This is a genomic window from Chitinophaga sp. (assembly GCF_017745275.1).
GTDB lineage: Bacteria > Bacteroidota > Bacteroidia > Chitinophagales > Chitinophagaceae > Chitinophaga.
Window position 1 is genome coordinate 146,931 of the sequence record NZ_JAGHZS010000012.1, and the last position, 23,480, is coordinate 170,410.

Below are 23,480 nucleotides of genomic sequence, written 5' to 3' on the forward strand. Positions count from 1 at the left end.
CCCGTTATTATTTTATTAAAAGTTCAGGTTTAGTCTCGCAAACAGGAAGCGGCCATTGAAACCAAATTGCTGCGAAGCGCGGGAGTAAAGGAACCGGCCGGAGCTTTGATTGCCTACGGATAACTCATCAGGATATACATCCAGCAGGTTATTGGCGCCAATAGTCAGCCCCAGGTTTGAAATGAATCTATAACTCACACTGAGATCGGTAATGACTTTCCCCTTGTACGTATCCTGGTTGGCTACGATGTTGGTAGCTTCTGTTACTTTTCCGAAGTATACATTGCGCAGGAAGAAACTCCATTTCTGAATGCTGTAATTCAGCGACAGGTTCGCTTTGGTGCGTGGTACGGCTGATTCCAGGTAGATACGGCTGGCCGCATCAAAATAAGTATTTTCCAGGCCGGCTAACTGTTCAGATGAGTGAATAGGGCCTATCAGCGATGTTTGGGCAAAAGTACCTGAAAGGTCTGCCCTTAAAATACCTTTACCTGGATGTACCGTGTAGGTGATAACTACATCCACTCCTTTTGTTTCTGTATTAATAGCATTGGCGAAGAAGCGCGCCGTTTGCGCATTGGCAGAGCGGAGGATATTATAAATCTCCTGCTCTTTCGGCGTACCATTCTGTTTACCGGAGAACTGACCGGTATACACGATGCGGTCGTTAATACGGATATAATACCCATCCACCGTGATTTTCAACGGTCCGAGGTTGCTGGTTAACCCGGCGCTGTAGTTGTGGGAAGTTTCCTGTTTTAACTTAGGTATGCCCAGCAAAGCCGCCACCCGGCTATCGTTGGTGAAGGTACCTGATTCTACAAAGGCGCCATCAACGAATACGCTGGAGGTAGCATTGAAGTAACGCTGATGCAGGGAAGGGGCGCGAAATCCTGTGCTGGCAGCAGCTCTGAGCAATAATTTAGGACTGAACTGATAACGTCCTGCCAGCTTCCAGTTGAGGGTAGAACCAAAGTCGGAGTAGTTTTCAAAGCGAAGCGCTCCATCTACCAATAGTTTTTCTGTGAAGTTTACTTCCACATCGCCATAGCCGGCTACAGAAGTACGGGAAGCGTTGGTAGCATTATCGGGGCTGAAGCCCGGGAAGCTTTGCGAAGCGCCGGCAAAAGCGCTGCCGTTTGCAGCGAACCGGGTAGGGATATTGCCTTTGGGATCAGGGATCAGTATGGGCTTTCCGGTGGCGTCTGTGCCTATTTTCAATGCGTTGCCATAGTTCGTGTAAGAGGAGGCTTCGCCGGGTAGTATGCGGTAGTTTTCATAGCGGTGTTCGGCACCAAATGCCACGTTGATACCGTTTAATGCGCCGGTAAAGAAACGGCTGAAATCCAGGTTGGTAGTATTCTGCCGGAAGCGATAGCCGCCTGCTTCAAACGAAGTAGGAGAGGCTTTTAGCATGGAAGCATTCAGCGTGTGATCTACGGTAAAGTCCACGCCGTTTTCACCAAAGGTATTGCTGAAGTCTACTTTCCATTCATGCAATGTGCCCCGGATGCCTGCTGCGAGCGACTTGTCGCGGTTATCGGTGACGATTAACGGCAGGAAGCCATTCGGGTAAATGGTGTCATTATTTTGGGTGAGCTGGGAAGGTGTTCTGTAAAATGCTGCTGCTTCTGCATGTCGATAATTGAGTCCACCAAAAGCATATACTTCCGCATGTTCACTCACAGGGAGCGCTGCATTAAGAAACAAGCTACCACCGCGGTTGGCCGACTGACCTATCCGGGAGTTAAAGTCGTTGCGTGTTAATCCGCGTTTAGCCAGTTCTGCGTCGGTGATGTCTTTGCCGGTAGGGCTGCCGGGTGTGGCGGCCAGGGCTGGATCGTTGTAATCGTTGAAGATGGTGCCGTTGAACGTTCCGGTGCGATTGGTATAATTGCGATAGTCGTAAGAACCGGCGAGATTCACGAATCCGCCTTTATCACCCAGTGGCAAGCCGAAGTTGATATTGGTTTGAACGGTTTGTCCGTCGAGATTATTTTCTGCGTGTTTGGACACATATCCGCCGGTAGTAACGTTCACGTCTACTTTATTTACGGCGTCGTTTAACACGATGTTGATAACGCCGGCTATGGCATCGGAGCCGTATTGTGCGGCGGCGCCATCGCGCAGTATTTCAATTCTTTTGATCGCTGCAGTAGGAATGGCGTTCAGATCGGTACCTACAGAGCCTTTCCCGAAGCTGCTGTTGATGTTCACGAGCGAGGTGGTATGCCTTCTTTTACCATTGATTAACACAAGTACCTGGTCGGGCCCCAGACCACGAAGGGCGGCAGGGTCAATATGATCTGTTCCGTCAGACAGGGTTTGGGTATTAGAGGAGAAAGAAGGAGCCACATAGTTAAGTATCTGGTTAATGCTTACCTGTGGCGAGTATTGGGCAATTTGTTTTACATCTACCACGTCTACCGGCACTACAGTAGTGAGCTGGCTGCGCGGCTTGCTCCTGGAACCCAGTACCACTACCTCGTTGAGATCGTCGGTGGAGTTGAGGAGGAAGTCCAGCGTCACATGTTGGCCGGCCGTCAGTGTCACGTCTTTTACGGCCGTTTGATAGCCGATGTAGCTAACACTTACTTTATAAGTGCCGGGTTGCAGTGCTATTTTGTAATATCCTCCCAGGTCGGTGGCTGCGCCGGTATTCTGACCGGTTATTTTAACAGAAGCACCTACCAGGGGTTGATTCTTGTCAGCTACGCGTCCTTCGATGGATTGTCCATAGGCCGTATAAGAGAATAGGAAAAGGAGGAAGAGGACATAGCGTTTTCGTTTCATACACTTGTTTTTTTTATTGAGATGATGGCTAAAGCAATGAGGTCACTTTAGGAAAATAGGGAACAATATTTAAGGCTTTTGCCCGAAGGCAGATTGATGATAATCGGGTTGTTATTGGATAATAGACTGTTTGTTGCCAGTCGTAGATTTTGATTAAGTAGCGCTAATTTAATTAAATTGATTGACCTGACCAATAGTCTACTTATTTTGTAGGATAATAATTTAAGAAGATGATGGATAAGCTTTGAAAAACAGGATTATCTTTAGCGAATAAGAATTCTTATGAGAAAGAAGAAAGCTGTCAAGTTATTAGTAGCCATGCACCCTGTGCAGCGGGTGTTGGTCAGCCTGGCATTAACCGGGGTAGCCTTTGCGGCCCTGTTTTTCAGTGGGGTCAACATACATCCGCTGATTACCTACGTGATGCTCTGGGATGTATTTGCGTTGTCTTATATCACCACAGGTTGGATTGTATTTTATAACCGGTCGGTCAATGAAATCCGTACCTGGGCGAGGGTAGACGATGGCAGCCGGATCTTTGTTTCTTTTTCGGTAGTGATAGCGGCGTTCGCCAGTTTGGTGATCGTGTTATTGCTGATGCTGTCCAAAGATATTACAGGGGGCTCTTATCTGTATTTACCAGTGGCTATTACCGGGATGCTGGCCTCGTGGACGATGGTACATACTACGCTGACCTTCCATTACGCCAATTTATACTATGACGATGATACAGAAGATATAACCAAACACGCCGGCGGACTGGAATTCCCCAGCGAAAAATGGCCGGATTATCTCGACTTTGCCTATTTTTCTTTCGTAATAGGTATGACCTTCCAGGTATCGGACGTGGAAATTTCCGCAAGGGCGATCCGGCGTACCGCATTGGCACATGGATTATTGTCCTTTGCGCTGAATACGTTTGTAGTGGCATTGACCATTAACCTGATAGCCGGATTGAAACAATAGATCGTATAGGCTTTGGGGTTATACTGAGGTATTCATCTCCCTAAAAAATTATATACCAGTAAATAAATTTTTAGGAAGATGCCAGCATTTTGCTTATATCCGCGATGGTGGCCGCAAAGGATGTGATAGGTTGCGGCAAAAAGACGGAGAAATGCCCTGTTTTCTGTATGAATCTTCTTACCTTTACAAAAGAATCGAAAAAAAATTTTGGATTGTAAAACATTTTCCTATCTTTGCAATCCCAAACGAAAAATGCCGCGTTGGTCAAGGGGTTAAGACGCCTCCCTTTCACGGAGGAATCACGGGTTCGAATCCCGTACGTGGTACAATAAAAAAGCCTGCAAATTTTGCAGGCTTTTTTATTGCATTTATTCTCACGTGCATTACTAATCATCAGCATTACCTTTGGTGTTAAATAAATGATAGCTCCTGATGCCACATCATCGTGATCACTTGTCGGTTTTTTTAGCATACAAATCCAGGTTGCATGGGTTAGCATATAAGATGACGGAACGTGTAAGTGATGCGGAGGATATTTTGAGCGATGTATATCTTTCTTTTTCCAATCAACCCATTGAGCAGATCCAGGAACCCGAAAAATACCTGGTTCGTGCAGTGATACATGGATGCCTGGCGGTATTGAATAAGCAACAGCGTTTATCATATCCCGGTATCAACCTTCCGGAACCTATTGTTTACGAGCGTTTCCCTGATTTACAACAAAACGATGTTTCTTATGCACTGCTGGTGCTGCTTCAGAAGCTCAATGCGGTAGAAAGAGCTGTTTTTTTACTACGCGAAAGTTTTGACTATCATTACGATGAAATAGCCACGCTGCTGGGTATCAGCCAGGACAATTGCAGGCAACAGCTGCATCGTGCTAAAGAGAAACTGAGAACAGGTAAGGCCCGGTACATCCCTTCTCAAAAAGACAAAGAAGAAATGACTCAGGCCTTTCTTACCGCATGCGCCACCGGTGATGTAAAATGGCTGGAAGCATACCTGTCAAAAGAAGTCACCATTTTTGCCGATGGCGGCGGCAAGGCAATAGCTGCTGTCAGACCTGTTGCAGGGCAAGCCAGCGTTATTTCCTACCTGCTGGGTATCGCCAATAAATTTGGTAGTAACCTGTCTTACGCGATTAAACAGGTGAATCTTGAAACCGGCGTTTTGCTGGAGAACAGCTTAACTGTTCAACTGGATACCGTTATGATATTGACTTTCGACGATCATCTCCGTATCAGTGAAGTGTATCTCATCAGGAACCCGGACAAGATGAAATTTCTTGCTTAAGTGTTATCCTTTCCCGAAATATTTTGAAATAAAGGCCCGGTACTCTAACGGAATTTCCCACCAGTTAAAACAATGGGTGTACCCGATCATAATGAGCACAGACGCTATGATCCCCACAGTACCAATTGTACAGGCACTCCATTTTGACTTTGTTTTTAAATAGTGCAGGGAGGCAATATGCAGACTGATGGCGCAAACGCTCAGAAAATAATAGGGTATAAAGAATAAAGTAGCCGGATAAAGATTCAGTCCTGCCCCTGCAAAATAGAAATTGGTGTCTAAATGTTCTACGAGCCGTCCTGCGATAACGGCTGAAACGTGAACCGTTAAGAAGAACGAAAGATACATGCCTGACCAGATCTGTATGCTTTCTGAAATGGTCTTTTTTTGTTGATTAAACAATAATCTGGCGCCCGATATCACCTGTGTTAACACCGACAGCAACAGTATGGTTTCAATCACAGGTTGCCGGTACACCTTTCTGAGTTTTTCCATCAACCCAATATGAGCATCCGGGCCGGCCAGTGCCAATAAATGATTGAACAAATGAACACCAATAAAGACAGAAAGCGTGATGCCGGAAATGTAATGTAGTTGCTTAATAGCCGCTTTTGAAATGATAATTTTTTTCATGAATACGTCCTTTCTTCTCATAGAGAGACAGCAGCGGATTTTGTGACAGAAACCAAAAAAATAAAGTAGTTTGCTGCCATTCCGCTGACATGCTGCTAATTCACAACAACATTTAGTATTTTTATTTGAAGTACTGCTTCCCAACAATAAGAATGAGTCTACGGTGTATCAAGGCTACTGCCCAACGATGGCAATATGCAGTCAGGTATGTTTACTACCTGCTGTGGATGCTGGCATATATACCGGCTTCCCGCGCCCAGCAGCCGGGCAGCTTAACCTATGAGTTTTCCCATCTCGATATCAACAACGGGTTAGCCAGCAATCACGTTTCCGCCATTATGCAGGACCGGAAAGGATTTATCTGGATTGCCAGCACCGCCCTGCAACGCTATGATGGCACTAACCTCGTTACCATCGCCAGCTTTGACCGGGTGCCCGGTTCCATCTACTACGATGATATCTGCCTGTGTGAAGACCGGAAAGGTCGTATTTGGATGGGAACCCCGGACAATATTCGTGTATACGATCCGGTTACCGACCAGGTGAGGGCATTAAAAATATCCGATAAGGATATTCGCCCCGAAGGCCTGCAATGCAGCCAGATTGTACAGGATCACGACGGCGTAATATGGGCCACCACCCACGATGGCCTCCTGCGCTTCAACGAAAAAGCATTTAACTTCCAGAAAGCCACCGTCATTCCTGAAGCCGACCGCATACAAATGATGGATGCCATCATGGAAGACGAAACCGGGAACCTCTGGATCAGTGGTAAAAGGGGTGTTTATATACTCGATCGCCAACGGAAAAATCTCTACAGCAGGACCAATAACCCGGAACACCTGCCGGTACTGGATATCGACAATACCTTCAAAAAAATATATACAGACGCTTTTCACCAGATATGGCTGGCTGGCAGAAGTGCCCAATTATATCTTTATAACCCCGCCACCCGTCAGCTGAAAAATTACGTTTTCGATAAGCCGGTTGGGAAACAGCCTTCTGATAAACCCGTATACGGTGATGCCATCTTCAATATCATTTCCGACAAGGAAAAACATACCTGGATGGCAACGGAAAAAGGGGGCGTTTTCCGCTACAACAACATCCTCAAAGCATTCGACCTGAAAATTATTGCCAATAATGCTGATGAAAAAGGATTCCACTACACCTATGAAGCCAACTGTTTCCTGACCGATCGTGATGGTCACCTCTGGATTGGCACCGACAGAGGCGTGAATATCCTCAGCCTGCATAACAAAACATTCCGGCTGCTGGATGACCACACCATTTTCCCGGCACCCATCCACGAACGACTCCCCGCCGGCGAAGTAACCGGTATTTACCAGGCTACTAACGGTAACGTATACGTGGGCTATTGGGGACAAGGCTTCGCCCGCCTGTCATCCGACCTGAATCTTATTAAAAATTATGTTCACAATGACGGCCCGCCTGATATTACCATCCCCGAAGAACGGGGACTGGTATGGAGCTTCGCAGAGTTGAAAGACGGCACCATCCTGGTAGGACAGGAGAACGGTAATTTATCGCTCTTCAATCCCGCTACCGGAAAGTTTATTAAACATGTCACCTCGCCTGCCCTGTACGAGCAAACGCTGTTACAAATGAAGGTGGAAAATGATACTACCGTGTGGATCGGCTTGTACAAAAGAGGACTGGCCAGCTGGAACCCGGAACGTAACACCTTCCAGGCATTTAATGAATTAACCGACGCCCTGAAACGCCCGGTATCAGTAATGGATATCATACCGGAAGGTGACAGCACCCTTTGGCTGGGCACCAGCAGCGCAGGTCTTATAAAATTCAATACACAAACCAGGAAGATTTCCTTAAGGGAATCCTTCGCCTGGAATAATACCCATGTATACAACAACATTACCAGCCTGCTACGCTATAACGATAGCACACTGTTGGCCGGAACTGACCATGGACTGTGGATTTACAACACCCGGAAACATACTTATAAACCTCTTTTGATCAACAATAAACTATTCGATCAATGGGTGCTGAGTATGGAAAAAGGTGCGAAAGGAGAAATCTGGTTTACCACGCAATATGGCTTCTATCGCTATTTCCCGGAGGAATATAGAGTGGAAACATTCATCCAGGGAGATGATATTATTGATAACTCCCGCAAAGTACGGCGGCGTATTGTAAGGTTAACAAATGGTGAACTGGTAGTAGGGGCTTCTGATCACTTCGTGGTTTTTGACCCTGAAAGCCTGCGCGTGGCACCACCTCCGCCAGATGTTACCATCATCAACCTGAAAGCACTGGACAGTATTGTGCTGGTGCAGGCCGCATTGCGTGACAGCACGCCCATTGTGCTTAACTACAAACAAAACTTTATCAGCATAGAGTTTAAAAGCCTGCAATATCACCAGGAACGCATTCGCTATTATTATCAGCTGGAGGGTGTGGATGAAAACTGGGTGCTGAATGATAATATCCTGGTAGCTAAATATACCAACCTGCCTCCTGGTAACTATGTTTTCAAAGTACGTGCTGTAAATACCGCCGGCACTTTTTCTGAAAATATCAGCAGGCTGAAAATCTATATTAAACCTGCGTTCTGGCAAACCAGTTGGTTCCGGTTGTTATGCCTGCTGCTGGCAGCTTCACTGGTATATCTCTACTTCCGGTTACGCATTTCCAGTATCAGGAAGGAGGCCAAACAACGCGAGGCCATACAGCAACAAATTGCGCAACTGGAAATGAAAGCGCTGCGGGCACAAATGAATCCACACTTTATTTTTAATGCACTGAATTCTATTCAAACATTTATGATGAAAAGTGAAACGGAGCAGGCATTGTCGTACCTGAGCCGTTTCGCGAAGTTGATTCGGAATGTGCTGGATAATTCGCAGCTTAATAATATCACCATCGCGCAGGAAGTGAGTGTGCTCGAGAATTACATGGAATTGGAGAAGCTGCGTTTTACGGATGAATTTGAATATGAAATCATCGTGGATCCTTCCCTGGATCCGCATATGGTGGAAGTGCCTACCATGATTATTCAGCCCTTCGTGGAAAATGCTATCTGGCATGGTTTGCTGCATGAAAAAGGGAAAGGTAAAGTCACCATTATCTTCAATAAAGTAGATAACCGCATTCGTTGTACCATAGAAGATAATGGTATTGGCAGAGAAAAATCTGCTGCCATGAAGCGGGTGAATAAACCCCGGCACCAGTCACGCGGACTGCAAATTACGAGAGATCGTTTGTCGCTGTATAACAGCCGCTTTAACGTAGATGCCAGCTTTGATATTGAAGATCTTACCGATGAGGAAGGAAAGGCAATGGGGACGCGGGTTAATCTATGGTTGCCGTTGATCGAGGAATAAGTTAAGCAGAAAGCAGAAAGCAAAAAGCAAAAAGCTATTATAGCGAATGAGCTAAGCGAGTATTTAAATTACCTATACGCTTACATCATTCGCTATAATAGCTTTTTGCTTTCTGCTTTCTGCTTTCTGCTTTCCAACTAACTCAATCCCAGTTCATAATGACGTTCCGGAATTTCGATATCGAGGAATCCTTTTTTAAATAAGAACTTTTTGAAAATCTGTTGTACGTCGTATTCACCATGTACCAGGAATAGTTTTTTCACTTCTTTAGGATCCTGGCAGGCCAGCCACTGGCTTAAATCTTCATAGTCGCCGTGTGCACTCATAGAGCGGATTACGCCTACTTCCGCATTTACCTGGAAACGGGTACCGTAAATAGATACTTCTTTAGCGCCGCGCATGAGGCGTCCGCCGAGTGATTGAGGTTCGCAATAACCTACAATCAGGATAGTATTTTTCGGCTCATCAATGTTGTTGGCGATGTGGTGTTTTACACGACCCGCTTCCGCCATACCGGAGGCAGAGATGATCACGCAGGGTTCCTTGCGATAGTTCAGTGCTTTGGATTCATCTACTGATTTGATATAACGCAGGCCCGGGAAATCGAATGGATCATCGTCTGTTTTCAGTATGTTGGAAACTTCTCTGTTAAATACTTCCGGGTGTGCTTTGGTAACAGCGGTAGCTTCTGTAGACAGTGGGCTGTCTACAAAGATATCTACTTTCGGAAGCGTACCTTTGAGCTGCGCATTGTTCAGGGCGTACAATAGCTCCTGGGTGCGGCCTACGCTGAAAGCGGGGATGATGAGTTTACCTCTTTTTTGTATGCAGGTTTCCCGGATGTAGCGCAGCAGCTCATCGTCTGCCGGTGCTGCATCGGCGTGCAGGGTGCTGCCGTAGGTAGATTCTATCAGGATATAATCTGCCTGTGGGAAGGTAGCAGGTGATTTCAGGATGGCATCATTATACCGGCCTATATCGCCGCTGAAAGTGATTTGTTCTGTTTTGCCATTTTCGGTGATGCGCAGGTGTACGGAGGCAGCGCCTACAATGTGGCCGGCATCGGTAAACATGAGTTGCACATCCGGATCTATATTGGTCCAGTTGTTATAACCCATGGGCTTTAACGAGTTAATCGCAATTTTGGCATCTTCCACGCTGTACAGGGGTTGTACATAAGGAAGGCCTTCTTTGGCCATTTTTTTATTCGTGAATTTTACATCATCTTCCTGTATTTCGGCAGAGTCCAGGAGCAGTATCTCTGTCATATCGCGGGTGGCGGGAGTACAGAAGATATCGCCCTTATAGCCCATTTTCACGAGGCGGGGAATCAGGCCGGAATGGTCGATATGTGCATGCGATAACACCATGTAGGTAATGTCCTGTGGATCGAAGCCGAAGTCTCTGTTCATGGAATCGGTATCATGTCCCATACCCTGGAACATACCGCAATCCAATAAAATCTTTTTGCCATTCTTAAGTGTGATCAGGTGTTTTGATCCGGTAACGGTGCGCGCAGCGCCATGAAATGCAATCTTCATATCATTGTTTTAGGGTGAATGGATTCACCATTTTACGATTTGCTTTTAAATGACCAGGTGATGGCGAAAGAGGCAATTAGTATGCCGTCTTTGTCTCTTCCTTCGCTATGGAGCGTAACGGTTTCAGGTGCATCATTGTTCAGTGCTCTTTCCAGTGCAGCTCTCAACAGCGGTAGTTCTGAACAGGTAAACCGGGTAAGACCGGTCGCTTTTTTTACGAAAGTTGATTCCATACCGGTAACGAGCATGGATATACGCCGCGGGGCACTTTGAACATACATCATGGCAGGCAGACCAGTACTCAGTTCTGCAGCCATCGACAAACACGCGAAATAAGTTGACCGGAAAGGATTTTGCGACAACCAACGAAAAGGTACGGAAGTAACACAGGTGTTGGTTTCCAGCGACTGTACCCGTACACCGGCCAGCCAGGCTGCAGGAAGTTTCCAGAACAGGTAGGCCGAAAACTTAAACGGATGCAGTGCAAACTTTTGAAAAGCTTGTACCGCATCCGTATTAAAAGTGGTAGCGCCGTTATCCATGACGATGTTATTCGTTGATATAGTGGGAGGGCTGTAATGCTGACGGTGACCATTGTTTCAGGAACTCTTCCACTTTCTTCTTATCATAGGAATCAGCAGATTCCAGTAAGCCGGAGTTCTGAGTATGTAAGCGGTTGCCTTTTGCATCCAGTATTACCAGCACAGGGAATCCAAATCGCTGGGGAAATCCCAGCTCTTTCAATACCGGCAGGTTCTTGTTTTCCTTGCTGTAGTTCAGGTGATATACCACGTAGTTATTATTCATGGTGGCTTTCAGTTCGGCGTCATCTTCAATAAACTTATACAGTCTTTTGCACCAGATACACCAGTTGCCACCAATTTGCAGCAGCACATGTTTATTTTCTTTAGCGGCTTGTTGTTGAGCGGCAGCAATATCCGCTTTGGCATCGGCAGTTGGATTATAAATGTGTTCCAGGTCGTGAGTTTGCGCCTGGGTAACAGGAATTGCAAAGGCGAAACTCAATAGCAACAACAAAACATACTTCTTCATAAAAATCGATTATATCAGGATATCTAATTTACATTATATTTTGCACATAAGCCTGAATGGCTTGTTGGGCGGTATGCGGGTCGCTGATTTGCAGGCGCACAATATCTTTCAGCTGTTGTTGCAGGGCCGGTGCATATATGGGTACACATACTTCTATGCGGCGATGCAGGTTACGGTTCATCCAATCTGCAGAGCCCATGTATACTTCTTCCTGGTTATTATTATGGAAGATGAATACGCGGGCATGTTCAAGGTAACGGTCTACGATGCGGATGATGCGGATATGCCGGCTCTCCGGGATGTCTGGTACCAGGCAATTGATGCTGCGTACCAGGAGATCAACCTGTACACCAGCCATACTGGCTTCATATAACTTGTTGATCATCCCTCTTTCCTGCAGGTTATTTATCTTGATGATGATATGCGCCGGCTTCCCTTCCCGGGCATATTTAATTTCCCGGTCTATCAGCTCTGTAAAGCGCGAAGTCATATTAAACTGCGCTACCAGCAAGTGTTCGAACTGCAAAAATTGATAGGCCACTGGTTGTTCCCTGCTTTGGAGGTAGAGGAACAGCAATTCCATCTCCCGTGTAATGCCTATATGGCTGGTAAACAACACATGGTCCGTATAAAAACGGGCGGTGCTTTCATTAAAGTTTCCCGTAGCAATTAAGCCGCAATAGTCCCACTGGTAGCCGCGATTACGCTTAACCAATGCAGTTTTGGCATGAACTTTCATGCCTGGGATGCTATAGATCAGCTTTACACCAGCTTCTTTCATCCGCTTTGCCCAGCGGATGTTGTTGGCTTCATCAAAGCGGGCTTTGAGTTCCACAAACACTGTCACCTTTTTCCCGTTTTTAGCGGCGCTGATCAGCGCCTGCGCTATCTGGGAGCCGGAAGCGATCCGGTACAACGTTACATAAATCTCTGCTACATCCGGATCTGTGGCGGCTTCACTGAAAAAGCGCAAAATATAATCATAGCGTTGATAGGGAAGATGTACCAGCAAGTCCTGTTGTAGTACCAGGTCCAGCAGGCGATCCGTGGTGGCGGCTGTTTTATTTTCAGCAGGAATCACCTTCGGATAGTCTGCATTGGATAATCCCGGAGGCTGTGGCAGGCTGGATAAGTCTTTCAGGTTATGATAGCGTCCACCCTGTACCAGTTCATCTTCCTGCACATCAAATTGCTGCGCGAGGAAATGGAGTAGGGGAAGGGGCGTACGGGCGTCATAAAGGAAACGGGTAGGCACACCTAACTCACGTTTACGGATCAACGTTTCTACTTCTTCGAGTATATCGCCTTTCACTTCATCCATATCAATGTCGGCGTTGCGTGTAAGTTTCACGCTGTAGCAGGCATCCACGGTATAGTCCGGGAAAAGATAGTCCAGGTGCGTGCGGATCACATCATCCAGGAATGCGATATAGTGTCTGCCTTCCAGTGACGGCAGTTGTAAAAACCGGGGTAGGGATCCCGGAATATTTACTACCACATATTCCTGTACGGCCGGATTGCTTTTAGGAACCAGCGTTACCGCCAGGTATAGTGCATTGTTTTCCAGGAACAGTTTCTTCGGTTTGCCGGTCAGCCATACAGGTTGAAGGTAAGCGAGGATAGTGCTCAGGAAATAGTTTTTGGTAAAGTCATGATGTGCTTCCAGCAAAGGCTGGTTATAGTACAGTTGTACTCCCTGAGACAATAATGCTGGCAGCACACTACCAGTAAATATTTGTCCATATTCCTGCTGTTGCCGGTTTATCTCTCCCAGCACTTCCGTCAGGGTATTGGTGCTGACAGATTCATTTTCACCCACTGCCGGATCATTTTCCAATACTTTGTTAATGGCTAATACAGCAGGCATTCTTACCCGGAAAAACTCATCCAGGTTAGAGGAGAAAATAGAGAGAAATTTAATTCTTTCGTATAGTGGTACCTGTTGGTTTGCGGCCATCAGTAATACCCGGTAATTAAAAGACAACCAACTAAGGTCGCGGTTATAGAAAGGAACGCCCATGAATCATTATGCTTTTACCGGGAAGAAAATGGCTGCCACCAAAAATGCGAGTACAGAAATGATCAGGCCAAACATGAAAATATTATAGGAAATGCGCAGCAGTTTGTATTTATGACCTAACACTACGCCAAGAAAGTAAATGTCGCGGGTCATGCTGCTGTAAAGGAAATCAGCGTCATTCATCATCTGTTTCATCCCCCATTGGTATTCTTCCAGGTGCATTTTATAGAAGTTGCCGAAGAACAGCAGGTTGGCATCTTTCTTTTCAATATCTGTTTTTGTAAACACACCGCTGGTAACATTCGGACGGGTAGCCAGTACGGAAAATATCACGGTTAACACCGCAGTGGTCAGGAAGATGATAGAAGGGATGATCATGTTGGGATAATCTTCCAGTCTTCTTACCAATACACTCAATATCACGGAAATGATAATGGAGTTCACGGAAATCATGATATGTGCTTTACTGTCGGCCATGGAGCTGAGGCGGATGTGATTGGTGGAAGTTGTTCTGAACATGGTTTCCACGCCACGCTCCGGCTTTTGTTCTTTCCCTTTCTTTTTCTTCACCTTTTCTTTCACGGTGGTGGCGGTTGCAGACGCAGGGGAGGTAGTTGTATCTGGAGTATCGGCCGTTTCTTCCGCCATTTCAGCAGATTTCTTTTCCAGCTTTTTTTGCAGCTTCGCCAGGTTTTCCTCTTTTTGTTGCTTGAACAGGGTTTGGGCGTAGTCAGTCCAGTAATGATGGGCAGTTAAGAAAGCGATATTATTGGTCAGCCATTTAATACCGGGTATTTCCATTTGGTAGGTCAGTTCCAGTTCCTGCCGGAGTAACTTGTTGCGATCGGAAAATTCTTTGGAGCCAAGGTGTGACAGGTCCGCATCACAAACGATTTGTTCTATGAGGGTATGTGGCGACTGTGGCATTTTGGTGGCCATGATGGCTCCCTGTACCATGGTCTGAACATTTTCCGGTACCTGTTGTTGCTGTAAAAACTGCAGGGCTTCTTTGGCGCCGTTTTCTTCATGTACTTTTCCCTCTCCCACCAAATAGCCGGCATCATGGAACCAGGCAGCAACGTATACCGCCAGTAGTTCATCGTCCTGTAAACGATAGTGGGCGGCAATCTGGCCAGCCACCTGCACTACATGTTGCGTGTGAATGAGATTATGGTATACCAGGTTAGGGTGGGGATGTTGCTGATATTGAGCCAGCACATAATCCCGGGCTGCATCTATGATAACATTGTTTTGCATATGGAAGATGAAAATTAAAATAAGGAATGGTGAAAAGCAATCTATGTGTCCTGCTTTTCAGTGTGCATATAACGACCAGTTCACCATTTCGCGTATACAAATCGCAATTGTAACCTAAGTTACTGCATTTTTGAGTTAAATTTATGCTATAAAGTTACACTATGGACGTCCGGATCGGGTTAATCTTTCTTCTCTTCCTCCTGTCATGTAATGCTTACAGCGACAGGGAACAAAAAGTATATGCGTCGCCTGCAGGCTATGATTTAAAAGAGCCGGTACGTTATCGGCTGCGGGAGTCTATGCAGGAAATCTCTGGTATCGAACTGTTTCCCGATGAACATAAAATCATGGCTATTAACGACGAGGAAGGCCGGATCTATGAGGTAGACGTGGCCACCACTAAACCATATCCGTATTATAAATTCGCCAAAAACGGCGACTATGAAGATATTTGTCGTACCGACAGTGGCTGGTTTGTACTGAAAAGCAGCGGCTCCCTGTTTCATGTGCATGGCCTGTTCACCGACAGCGTGTATTCAGATCACTACAAGCTGGAGAAAACAGGCAAAAAGGAATTTGAAACCACTTACTATGATAGCGCCAAAAACAGTATCGTCATGGTATGTAAGAATTGTGAAGATGATAAAAAGGTTGGGATGACCAGCGCCTATCGGTTCGACCTGGCTACCAAAACATTTGATACTTCTGCCATTTATCGTTTCGATAACCGGGAAATTGCCAAACTGGTGGGCTCAGATATGCGGTTCTTTAAGCCGTCTGCTGCTGCCATCCATCCGATTGAGAAAAGACTGTATATCGTGGCATCTGTGAATGGCCTGCTGGTAATTTCCGACCTGCAGGGCCATGTACAGGAAGCGTATAACTTAAAACATCGGTTATTTTTGCAGCCGGAAGGCATTGCTTTTGCACCTAACGGCGATATGTATATTTCTAACGAAGGGGGGTATGACGGTGCCGCCAATATTCTCAAATTTACCTACAAGTCCAAATGATCAGATCAGCCATCATCTTTATAGCATTACTTATTTTCGGCTACAACGTCGGATACACCCAAACCCCGGCAGTGGTAAAACGTATTATCCTTATCGGGGACGCCGGAGAACTACATAGTAATGGTCAGAACCCGGTAATAGACGCTGTCCGCAAAACTTTTAATTTACAGGAAGATAAAAATACCATCTTATTCCTGGGAGATAACGTATATCCAAGGGGGGTACCTGACTCCGGCAGCCGCCAGTTTCCCGTAGCCAAAGAAATCCTGGACTACCAGATCAACCTCGTGAGAGGTACCAAATCGCAGGGCTACATCATCCCCGGCAACCACGACTGGGATAAAAGTAAGCCCGATGGCTGGAACATTATCCGTAACCAGCAACAGTATGTGGATTCTCAAAACCTGGACAATGTGCAGTTTGAACCGAAGGAAGGCTGCCCCGGTCCTATCGAAGTAAAAATTTCAGACCAGGTTACGCTGATCATCATGGACAGTGAATGGTGGGTGTTCTCTTATCAGAAACCGGGCCTGGAGTCATCATGCGATTGTAAAGATAAAGACGAAATACTGACGAAGTTATCAGAGATCGTAGCGCTGAACCGCAATAAGCTGATCATTTTTGCGACGCACCACCCGTTCCGCAGCTATGGTATTCACGGTGGTTATTACACCATCAAGCAACATATTTTCCCGCTAACAGACCTGAAACCTTCGCTGTATGTGCCTTTGCCGGTTATTGGGTCTATTTATCCACTTGCCCGTGGCGTGTTTGGAACAGCGGAAGATCTGCCCAATCCGAAGTACAAGGAAATGGTGAAAGGAGTAGAAGAAGCGCTCAAGCCGCATGGACCTGTAGTATTTGTATCCGGCCATGATCATACTTTGCAACTGATAAAAGACCAGTCGAATGCCTATATCGTGAGTGGGAGCGGCGCTAAAAATAACCGGGTGAAACAGGGATCAAAGTCCCTGTTTGCTTCTACGGCCAATGGTTTTAGTACCATTGAGCTGTTGTCAGATGGGACTGTACGTACGCAGTTTTATTATGCAGACAATGGTGCGGCGCCCGTTTTCAGCGACAATCTTTTCCGCCTGCAGGACATTAAGCAGGAGGCCATGACGTATACCACGCCGGCGCAACTACCTCCTTTCATATCCACAACGGCTGATTCGCAATATAATCGGGTGGGTAGCTTCCACCGGTTTTTGTTGGGAGAGAATTACCGTAAAGTATGGGCTACGCCGTTAAACTTCCCGGTGTTAAATCTTCAAACTGCTAAAGGTGGATTGAAAATTTTGCAGCGCGGCGGTGGTAAGCAAACGCGTTCCCTTCGTTTAGTGGATAGTACAGGCACGGAATGGGCAATGCGATCGCTGAAGAAATTCCCGCTGGCAGCCATTCCTGAGCTGTTAAGAGAAACTATTGCCAGAGATGTGGTACAGGACCAGATCTCTGCTGCCAACCCTTATGCCCCACTGGCAGTAAGTGTATTGGCGGAAGCTGCCGGGGTACCACACACCAATCCCACTTTTGTATACCTCCCTGCCGATACTTCCTTAGGCGTATTTGTAAAAGATTATGGCAATGAGGTATATCTCTTTGAAGAAAGGGAACCGATGACCGGCAAGAATGGGAAAACTTATAATACCCCGAAAGTACTTGCCAAAGTATTAGGAGATAATGATGTGCATATAGACCAGAAATCAGTGCTCCGGGCGCGGTTATTCGATATGTATATTATGGACTTTGATCGCCACGATGATCAATGGCGCTGGTACAAGGAGTCACATAAAGGGCAGGACTACTATTACCCCGTGCCCCGCGATCGGGACCAGGCGTTTTTTGTCAACGAAGGACTCATTCCACGCGCAGCCTCCCGTCCCTGGCTGATGCCCGGTGTACAAGGCTTCCGCGATTACATTCCCGATATCAATGGCTTCAATTTCAGCACCCGCTATTTCGACCGCTCTTTCCTCAATGAAATGGATGAGAAAGACTGGAAAAAACAAACTGATCGCTTACTGAAACGTATGACCGACAGCGTAATCGAAGCAGCCGTAAATGCCTTCCCTGACACTGTCCGCTCATTGGTGGGCCCCATGATGTTACATCGTTTGAAAGTGCGTCGTGATATCCTGGAAAAAAACACGATGAAGTACTATCGCTTCCTGGCAAAAGGGGTAGATGTTCCCGCTACTGAAAAGAATGAGCTGATCACCCTGGAAAAGCTGAAAGGAGGCGAGGTAGCGCTGAATATGTATAAGATCAGCAAGAAAGGCGAGATCCAGCAGAATTTCTATTCCCGCACCTTCGATCCGGGTGTTACCAAAGAACTGAATGTATACGGCATGGGCGGCAACGACCGCTTCGAAATAAAAGGGGATCACGCTACCCCTATCCGGATACGTCTCATCGGCGGTAAAGATGAAGATGTTTATATCGATAGCACCACCGTGAAAGCTGGCAAACGGATACGTATATACGATCAACGTACCGGTAAAGATAGTTTCGCACTTTCGCGCAATGAGCAACGCCGGCTTTCTGATGACCCGGGAAATATCAAATACAATCGCAGTGCATTCCAATATGAAAAAACAATGCCGCTGCTGGCTGGGGGCTACAACAGGGACGACGGTTTGTTATTGGGATTAGGTTTATCCGTTACCCGGCATGCTTTCAGAAAAGAACCATTTTCTGCCAAACATTTGTTCACCGCTACACATGCGGTGGCAACAAAGGCCTGGAATTTCCGCTACGAAGGCGAGCTAACGGACGTTATCGGAAAATCAGACCTGTTGCTGTTTGCCAGGGCAAAAGCACCGAACAATACCATTAACTTTTTCGGCTTCGGTAATGAAACCGTGTTTGATAAATCCACGAAAAATATCACTTATTATCGTGCGAGATATAACTTTTATACGGCGGAGGTATTGCTGAAAACCTCATTCAGCAATCATTTAAGTATTGCATATGGTCCTACGTTCAACAATTACGCAATCAATAAAGAGGAAAACAGTAACCGCTTTATTACGGACTTTAACAAAAATGGGCTCGATTCCGCCAGTATTTACAGCAACAAATCATACGCGGGAGGAAAAATTATGGCTACTATAGATACCCGGAATAATAAGATCATTCCTACCAGGGGGATCCTATGGACAACCACCTACTCCGGTAATTTTGGATTGAATGGAGCTAGCTATAACACCACGCAATTACAATCTGATCTGAGTATCTATATGAGTTTCCGCATACCGGCCAACTTTGTGATCGTGAGCCGCTTTGGTGGTGGTAAGTTATGGGGTAATTATGAATACTTCCAGGCGCTCACCGTAGGGGGAGTACAGAACCTGCGCGGATATCGTAATTATCGTTTCGCCGGTGATGCCAGTGTATATAACAACACAGAAATCCGGGTGAAATTATTTGATCTGAAAACTTATGTACTGCCAGCTGGTGTTGGCTTAATCGCTTTCAATGATGTTGGCCGGGTATGGAGAGAGAATGAAACATCACATGTATGGCACGACGGCTACGGCGGCGGAGTATTCATCGCGCCGATCAATGCACTCATCATTACGGCAGTGGTAGGGCATTCCAGGGAAGAAACCGTACCGTATGTAACATTTGGGTTTAAGTTCTAGTCAGATGTAATAAAGATGAAGGGAAGATATTAGCGAATAATCCCGCTATTATCTTCCCTTCATCTTTTAAAATATAAAATCAGTTTATTCCTGCTCCAGGTTCACTCTCACCCGGAGGGCTTTTAACCCGCTCACCCCTTGTAATTCTTCCAGGTCCAGCATTTCAATTTCAGGTAGCAATATCTTTTTGCTTTGCAGGAAGGTGATATATTTCTTTAATTCTTCCATTTCTCTCACATAAGAATATACCATGGCAATGGTCCCTGGTTGGGTCAATCGTTCGCCAGTATCTTTTATGTGCACTTTGTCGATCCGTTTTTTGATGATCTCATAACGCACGTTGTAAGCGCCTTCCACATCAAAGCGGCGTTCATCACTACGGAAGCTGATGGTGATCGGAGCGCTGTGCATCAGGATCATCTGCGTGGTTTGCAGCGGCACTTTCAATTTAGGTCCCATTTTATGGGTGAGCCGCGCAATATGTGCCATAGAGGAAAGCTGCCACAGGCGCAGGTTGCGGAGGTATAGTTGATCAAATTTCTTTTCCTGCGCAATAGACTGGCCAATGTAAATCGTATATTCTACACCGTCAGTACGGTACTTTTCGAAGTAGCAGGGGAAAGAGTGTTGGATGTATTGGCGCTCTTTCTCCAGGTATTGACTAATCGCGGTGTTGATTTTAGACAAACTCTCTTCGTATTCCCTGCGGTGATGATATACATGCCCTTCTGACTTGTCAATTTTGGCGAAATAGTTGGTCAGTAAGGGTTTCAACGCATCGTTGCCATCGCAGAGATGCTCCAGTACCGGCTGTATTTCCTGCTCCATGAACTCGTTTACTTTCAGATCTTCACCAGCCTGCAGGTTATCACTGAGGTTGTTGAGCAGGTCTTCTGTTTTAAACAACAGCTCTTCCAGCAAAGGAAGATGTATCGTGTTACCGATAGTTTCGAGTGTATCGCGGATTAATTCCAGTTGTTCCTGCAAGTCTTCCCGGATCGCATTACCTTGTTGTATAGAAGAGTTGCGGATATCAACGGCACCGTAAAGCGGGTATACTTCATCGAAGCTGATATTCTCAATATCTTTTCTTTCTTCCACTGGTGTCAGCAGGTAGTCCCAGGCGGCATCTACGAACTTCCACTCCACCGAAGGTTGTAATGCGGTGAACTGATCTTTGATCACTTCATTCAGCCGGCTTTCCAGGATGTTCATGCTTCGGTTGAGCATGAGCACCAGCAGGGGATAGGTGTTTTGCAGTTTCCATAATGGATCTGCAGATAACCTGTTAACAGTAGAAGACGCCAGTTCCAGCACCCCCAGTATTTCTTTTTTATGCGTGATGGGAAATACCAGGAAGCTTTTAATATTCTTTAGTGGCAGGTACTTGAGGAAGCTATATGGTGCAATCGTGGTATCATTAACATCAGGTACAATCAATGGTACCGGGTATTGCTGTAAGTGTTCCAGCATGGCGCCAAAGAAAAGCTGCTGCGTTTTTTTGTTGCCTACGCCGAGAATGGGATCTGTATTGGAGAATTGTTCTTCCAGTACATTCTTGCCATTTACTTTCGGGAAAGGCACCAGGTGAGCGGTTACGTCTGGAATGCCCAATATGGTAGGGATCATTTTTTCCAGGGTCCGATAGCTATCTACCTCATTGCTGGTGCGCATATTCATCACCAGGCTTTTGATATTATTGAGCGTTTCGGATTGGGTAACGTCTTTCACAGTCCATATTACGAAGCCTTCCAGCGAAAACATATTCGTTGGTAATATCTGTAGCAGCGACTCTTCTGTAATCTGTTTAGAGCAAAACTGGCCGTAGTCCAAAGGAGGTAGTTGCCCGTTTACTTTTACATCTACAAACCTCGGATCTATATTCACCTTTACATAACGTTTTCCTCCATCAGGTGTTTCTATGGTGTGGATGATTTCGTTTTTGTAGGTCATGGGGAAATGATATACTTTCTCCAGGATCAGTTTATAGAGCCAGGTCAGTTTATCTTTCTTCACCTGTGCCAGGGAAATACCATCCGGAACGGCGGTAAGCTCCTGCCCATTTTCCGTAAAGAGTTGTTTGAAGAGGTCAGAATAATAGAAGATAGCGAATTTAAAAGGTACGCCGATACCATAAATATCTTTCTCGGGATCTGTGGTAACCGGGAAGATCGCGGATATCAGCAGGTCCAGGTACTCTTTATATTTGGAGAGGTCACTATCCGGACGGATAGGCTTCAGTGTTTCCGGGTTACTTTCAAATTTATCTATGATCAACTTATAGAAAGAAGAACGAACTTCTTCGGCATTCTTCACCTTTTCCTTTAAATAATTCAGGAAGGGGACGAATGATATGTTGGACTCAATTACCTTATCATCGTTAAATATACCGGGGTGTGCAGTTAATACTTTCATATCTACGTATAATTATACCCAAAGGCCATCAGTTTTTGTGTGCCAGTAATAAATATCGTGTTACAATTTACAGTAAAATCAGTGCAGGAATAACAGAGAAGGAAGTATACTAATGTAGACGCAAAGGTAGGGGAAATATTGTATCATTAATAGCAGTGGGAATGCAGGTATTAGTTTTCTGAATCTATCTCCTTGAAAATCAAATACCTGCACCCCAGTCTATCACTTATTGCAATTCGATCTGGTTTCTCAGCAGATCGTCTATCGTATCGCGTTTACGGATCAGGTGCGGTTTACCTTCTTTCACCAATACTTCCGCCGGTTTCAGACGGGAGTTAAAGTTGGAAGACATTTCAAAACCGTAGGCGCCGGCATTATAAAACACCAGGTAGTCGCCTTCTCTTACTTCATTTATTTTCCTGTCCCATCCGAAGGTATCTGTTTCACAAATATTACCTACTACGGTATAAATGCGCTCAGTGCCCTTAGGGTTGGAAATATTGCGGATCAGGTGGAAAGCGTCGTAGAACATAGGTCTGATCAGGTGGTTGAAACCTGAATTCACGCCTACGAATACGTTAGCGGTAGTTTGTTTGATCACATTGGCTTTTACCACAAAGTAACCACTCTGGCTTACGAGGAACTTCCCTGGTTCAAACCACAGCTGTAACGGACGTACATAAGATTTCGCGAAGTTGTTAAATGCTTCGCTCAGTTTCTTACCCAGCAGGTCGATATCTGTTTCAGGATCGCCTTGTTGGTAAGCTACTTTAAAGCCGCTGCCCAGGTCAATTGACTCCAGGTCAGGGAAATGCTGTACCATTTCAAACATCACTTCCACGCCACGGAGGAACACATCTACGTCTTTGATTTCAGAGCCGGTGTGCATGTGCAGGCCGGTTACTTTCAGTTTGGTAGAATTGATAATGCGTTCAATATGGCGCATCTGGTGAATAGAGATACCAAATTTGCTATCGATATGCCCGGTGGAGATTTTGAAGTTACCACCCGCCATGATATGCGGGTTCAAACGGATGCAGATTGGATAGCTGCCGCCGAATTTGTTTCCAAACTGCTCCAGGATAGAGAGGTTGTCGATATTGATGATTACACCCAGGTCTTTGGCTGCAATGATTTCCTGCAGGTCCACACAGTTAGGGGTAAAGATGATATTCTTAGGATCAAATCCGGCTTTCAGGCCTAGTTGTACTTCCTGAATAGATACCGTGTCCAGTCCGCACCCAATAGAATTGATGTACTTCAGGATGTTGATATTGGTCAATGCCTTACAGGCGTAGAAAAAGCGGGTGTCCGACTTATGAAAGGCCTTTTGCAGCTTTTCATACTGAGTTTTAATCTTTTCTGCATGGTATATATATACCGGGGTACCAAATTCTTCTGCTACTTTTACGAGGAAGTCGGCAGTAAGTACATCGCTTTGTTTAGGCATTGATAATCCTTAGTTTAAGATTGAGGTGGCAAAA

Annotated in this window: 14 protein-coding genes and 1 tRNA gene; 6 read left to right on the forward strand and 9 right to left on the reverse strand. The window is 45.8% G+C overall.

Features of this window, described 5'->3' with window-relative positions:
- Positions 1-15: 15 nt before the first annotated feature.
- Positions 16-2,793: a TonB-dependent receptor gene (locus J7623_RS30485; protein ID WP_291928741.1), complete on the reverse strand. Its 2,778-nt coding sequence runs from the start codon at positions 2,791-2,793 to the stop codon at positions 16-18.
- A gap of 282 nt (positions 2,794-3,075) precedes the next feature.
- Between J7623_RS30485 and J7623_RS30490 the strand changes: the two genes are divergently transcribed.
- The 3 genes from J7623_RS30490 (at position 3,076) to J7623_RS30500 (ending at position 5,052) form a co-directional block, all read left to right on the forward strand.
- A complete protein-coding gene (locus J7623_RS30490; RefSeq protein WP_291928743.1) occupies positions 3,076-3,759 on the forward strand; it encodes a DUF1345 domain-containing protein in 684 nt (227 codons plus the stop codon).
- Positions 3,760-4,013: 254 nt separating this feature from the next.
- Positions 4,014-4,085: transfer RNA gene (locus J7623_RS30495), tRNA-Glu, on the forward strand.
- 106 nt (positions 4,086-4,191) lie between these two features.
- The gene (locus tag J7623_RS30500) at positions 4,192-5,052 is read left to right on the forward strand and encodes a sigma-70 family RNA polymerase sigma factor (protein ID WP_291928746.1); all 861 of its coding nucleotides are present in this window, start codon (positions 4,192-4,194) and stop codon (positions 5,050-5,052) included.
- 3 nt (positions 5,053-5,055) lie between these two features.
- Here J7623_RS30500 and J7623_RS30505 read toward each other — a convergent pair whose 3' ends face one another.
- Complete coding sequence (locus tag J7623_RS30505; RefSeq protein ID WP_291928749.1) at positions 5,056-5,706, reverse strand: hypothetical protein; 651 nt, start codon at positions 5,704-5,706, stop codon at positions 5,056-5,058.
- Positions 5,707-5,837: 131 nt separating this feature from the next.
- On the opposite strand from J7623_RS30505, the gene J7623_RS30510 reads away from it, so the two are divergent.
- The gene (locus tag J7623_RS30510) at positions 5,838-9,050 is read left to right on the forward strand and encodes a two-component regulator propeller domain-containing protein (RefSeq protein WP_291928752.1); all 3,213 of its coding nucleotides are present in this window, start codon (positions 5,838-5,840) and stop codon (positions 9,048-9,050) included.
- 137 nt (positions 9,051-9,187) lie between these two features.
- Here J7623_RS30510 and J7623_RS30515 read toward each other — a convergent pair whose 3' ends face one another.
- The 5 genes from J7623_RS30515 to J7623_RS30535 are packed head-to-tail and all read right to left on the reverse strand — an operon-like array spanning position 9,188 to position 14,921.
- Positions 9,188-10,591: an MBL fold metallo-hydrolase RNA specificity domain-containing protein gene (locus J7623_RS30515; protein ID WP_291928755.1), complete on the reverse strand. Its 1,404-nt coding sequence runs from the start codon at positions 10,589-10,591 to the stop codon at positions 9,188-9,190.
- A gap of 32 nt (positions 10,592-10,623) precedes the next feature.
- Positions 10,624-11,133 carry a DUF4442 domain-containing protein gene (locus tag J7623_RS30520; protein ID WP_291928758.1) on the reverse strand — a complete coding sequence of 170 codons (510 nt, stop codon included), beginning with the start codon at positions 11,131-11,133 and terminating at the stop codon, positions 10,624-10,626.
- Between the two features lie 7 nt (positions 11,134-11,140).
- The gene (locus J7623_RS30525; RefSeq protein WP_291928763.1) at positions 11,141-11,644 is read right to left on the reverse strand and encodes a thioredoxin family protein; all 504 of its coding nucleotides are present in this window, start codon (positions 11,642-11,644) and stop codon (positions 11,141-11,143) included.
- Between the two features lie 28 nt (positions 11,645-11,672).
- Positions 11,673-13,664: a polyphosphate kinase 1 gene (gene ppk1, locus J7623_RS30530; protein ID WP_291928766.1), complete on the reverse strand. Its 1,992-nt coding sequence runs from the start codon at positions 13,662-13,664 to the stop codon at positions 11,673-11,675.
- Positions 13,665-13,670: 6 nt separating this feature from the next.
- The gene (locus tag J7623_RS30535) at positions 13,671-14,921 is read right to left on the reverse strand and encodes a Pycsar system effector family protein (protein ID WP_291928769.1); all 1,251 of its coding nucleotides are present in this window, start codon (positions 14,919-14,921) and stop codon (positions 13,671-13,673) included.
- A gap of 161 nt (positions 14,922-15,082) precedes the next feature.
- Here J7623_RS30535 and J7623_RS30540 point away from each other — a divergent pair, with 161 nt between their 5' ends.
- Together J7623_RS30540 and J7623_RS30545 are read left to right on the forward strand one after the other, a co-directional pair.
- A complete protein-coding gene (locus tag J7623_RS30540; protein WP_291928772.1) occupies positions 15,083-15,934 on the forward strand; it encodes a hypothetical protein in 852 nt (283 codons plus the stop codon).
- Complete coding sequence (locus J7623_RS30545) at positions 15,931-19,581, forward strand: BamA/TamA family outer membrane protein (protein WP_291928774.1); 3,651 nt, start codon at positions 15,931-15,933, stop codon at positions 19,579-19,581. Before J7623_RS30540 ends, J7623_RS30545 begins: the two co-directional genes overlap by 4 nt.
- 84 nt (positions 19,582-19,665) lie before the next feature.
- Here J7623_RS30545 and J7623_RS30550 read toward each other — a convergent pair whose 3' ends face one another.
- Positions 19,666-21,996, reverse strand: coding sequence for a GAF domain-containing protein (locus J7623_RS30550; RefSeq protein ID WP_291928777.1), 2,331 nt, complete (start codon positions 21,994-21,996; stop codon positions 19,666-19,668).
- Between the two features lie 226 nt (positions 21,997-22,222).
- Positions 22,223-23,446, reverse strand: a complete 1,224-nt coding sequence (gene lysA / locus J7623_RS30555) for a diaminopimelate decarboxylase (protein ID WP_291928780.1) — start codon at positions 23,444-23,446, stop codon at positions 22,223-22,225.
- Positions 23,447-23,480: the final 34 nt, after the last annotated feature.